Below are 2492 nucleotides of genomic sequence, written 5' to 3'. Positions count from 1 at the left end.
TTTTTGATCAGGCAGATATAAACAAGAAGTTCCTATAGAGGACCGGGTTCTGGAGAACCCTGGGTCTATAGGAACTTTTCTTTAAATAGAATGAGGACAGATCAAATAGGAACTGCCATCCTCTGTTGGATTTATTTACAGGATATCGTCTCTTCTGATATATCCCGGATGATCGTTTTCTGCTACAATCTCTCTTTCTTTGGTGATCTGAGCCCATTTGTCAATGACCTGATTTTCTACATGGACATCTTCACCGATTACTGTATTTGCAAGAACAACACAATTTTTAACAACAGCGCCTTTTTTAATCTGGCAGCCACGTCCGATAACAGAATTTTCTACAGTTCCCTCAACAAGACATCCGTTGGAAACAACAGAATTTTTCACATCTGCACTGTCGAAATACTGAGTTGGACAGGAGTCGTTTGTTCTGGTGTAGATTGGCCACTCAGGATTAAACAGGTTTTGAGCATTTTTCAGGTCGATCAGGGACATATTTGCATCAAAATAGCTCTTGAAGTCTGTGATTGTAGCGAAATATCCTTTATGGGACACACCGCGGATATCAAGCTCACTGCAGGATGCATTTACAATCTGCGGAAGCGTGATCATGGAAGACATTTTTCTTGCCTTCAGGATCAAATCCACAAAAAGGTCTTTTTTCATAACATAAGTATCCATAAAGATGTTGCGGTTTTTGGCGCTTCCGCGGTTCTTTTCAATGGATTCTACACCTTTCTGTCTGTTCAGGTTGAGAACGTCACAGTTCAGAAAAGCTTCTTTTGCATTGTCTACGGAATGATACAGAAGTGTGATGTCCGCTCCGGATTCAATATGTGTCTGAAGAAGCGCATCATAATTCTCTGCATATACCATATAGCTGGGAGCAATGACAACATACTGCTGATGAGATCTCTGGATCATTTCGATATTTTCGTAATAAGCAGCAATATCAGTATTGTAGACGTCATTTTCGGAACTGTTCTGTGAGAACAGGATCTGAAGTTTTCCGCGTTTGGAGTTGATGTTGTAATGACGGCCTGTACCAAGATGCTCTACCAGAGAACGTGGTTTGCGTCTTATGTATACCTGAATGCGGTCGATATCGCTGTTGCTCATATTGGAAATTGGAAAATCGATTACGCGATATCTGCCAAGGAAAGAGAATGCTCCGATGGGACGATACTGCTGAAGTCCTTCTACTTTGATATGTGTTGCAGAAGCTGCAATGATTCCAAGTGCGTTAGCCATCTTATTCTACCCCCTTTACACGTTTGGACACAAGTTCGATATGCTCACTGTCAGCGCTTCCTACAACAGCACCTGCTCCGATCGTTATATTTTCAGCCACAAGAGCACGCTGTACAACAGCGCCGTCTTCTACTACAACGCCCGGCATGAGCACACTGTCAATGATTTTGGCACCTTTGCCTACTTTGGCTCCGGTGAACAGTACAGAATTTTTAATCTCGCCTTCAACCACACAGCCCTGGGTGATAAATGCTTTGTCAACATTGGCATTCGGACCGATATACTGAGGAAGCGCAGGAATATCTTCGGTATAAATCTTCCAGGTAGGATCATTGAGATCAAGCTCATTGCTGCTGTTCAGAAGATCCATGTTCGCTTCCCAGAGGGAGTCGATAGTTCCTACATCTTTCCAGTAACCCTGGTATTTGTAAGCTACAAGAGTTTTCTGATCAGCAAGAAGTGTAGGAATGATATCTTTACCAAAATCGTGATGAGAATCTGCATCCTTCATGTCTGCAAGGAGCATTTTACGCAGAAGCTTCCAATTGAAGATATAAATACCCATGGAAGCAAGATTGCTCTTAGGATGTTCCGGTTTTTCCTCGAATTCTACAATATGACCTTCTTCGTCAGTGTTCATGATACCGAAACGGCTGGCTTCCTTCATAGGAACCTCGATAACAGCAATTGTAGCGTCTGCGTTCATTTCTTTGTGGTAAGCCAACATTTTTGAATAATTCATTTTATAAATATGGTCGCCGGAAAGGATGAGAACATATTCCGGGGCATACTTATCAATAAAATCAATGTTCTGTGAAATCGCATCAGCAGTTCCGCGGTAAACATCCAGATCTGCATCTGCTTTTTCACGGGGCGGAAGTACAAAGACACCGCTTTCTCTTGCGTCCAGTCCCCAACGTCCGCCAGCAGCGACATAGCTGTTAAGAAGAACAGATTCATACTGTGTAAGAACACCTACAATATCAATTCCACTGTTTGCACAGTTACTTAAAGGGAAATCAACAATGCGGTATTTTCCACCGTATGAAACTGCGGGTTTAGCCACTTTGTTTGTAAGCTCATGGAGTCTGCTGCCACGTCCGCCAGCTAAAATCATCGCTAACATGTTGTTTTGTTTCATAGTGAACCCTCACTTTCCTTTTATATGCTTGTACTCCCTTATTATACAATTTTTGTACGGAAATTACCATAAGTTAAAGTGAAAAAATATAAAAAAGTTG

Annotated in this window: 2 protein-coding genes; both read right to left on the bottom strand. The window is 41.9% G+C overall.

The features are described from left to right. Nucleotides 1-135 precede the first annotated feature (135 nt). A complete protein-coding gene (gene glgD, locus RDS42_RS14110) occupies nucleotides 136-1251 on the bottom strand; it encodes a glucose-1-phosphate adenylyltransferase subunit GlgD (protein ID WP_308784219.1) in 1116 nt (371 codons plus the stop codon). Nucleotide 1252: 1 nt separating this feature from the next. Continuing rightward, the gene (locus tag RDS42_RS14105; protein WP_308784218.1) at nucleotides 1253-2392 is read right to left on the bottom strand and encodes a glucose-1-phosphate adenylyltransferase; all 1140 of its coding nucleotides are present in this window, start codon (nucleotides 2390-2392) and stop codon (nucleotides 1253-1255) included. Nucleotides 2393-2492: the final 100 nt, after the last annotated feature.

It is taken from the genome of uncultured Blautia sp. (genome assembly GCF_902497045.1).
Lineage (GTDB): Bacteria > Bacillota > Clostridia > Lachnospirales > Lachnospiraceae > Blautia_A.
This window is presented reverse-complemented; position numbering and strand designations above follow the sequence as displayed.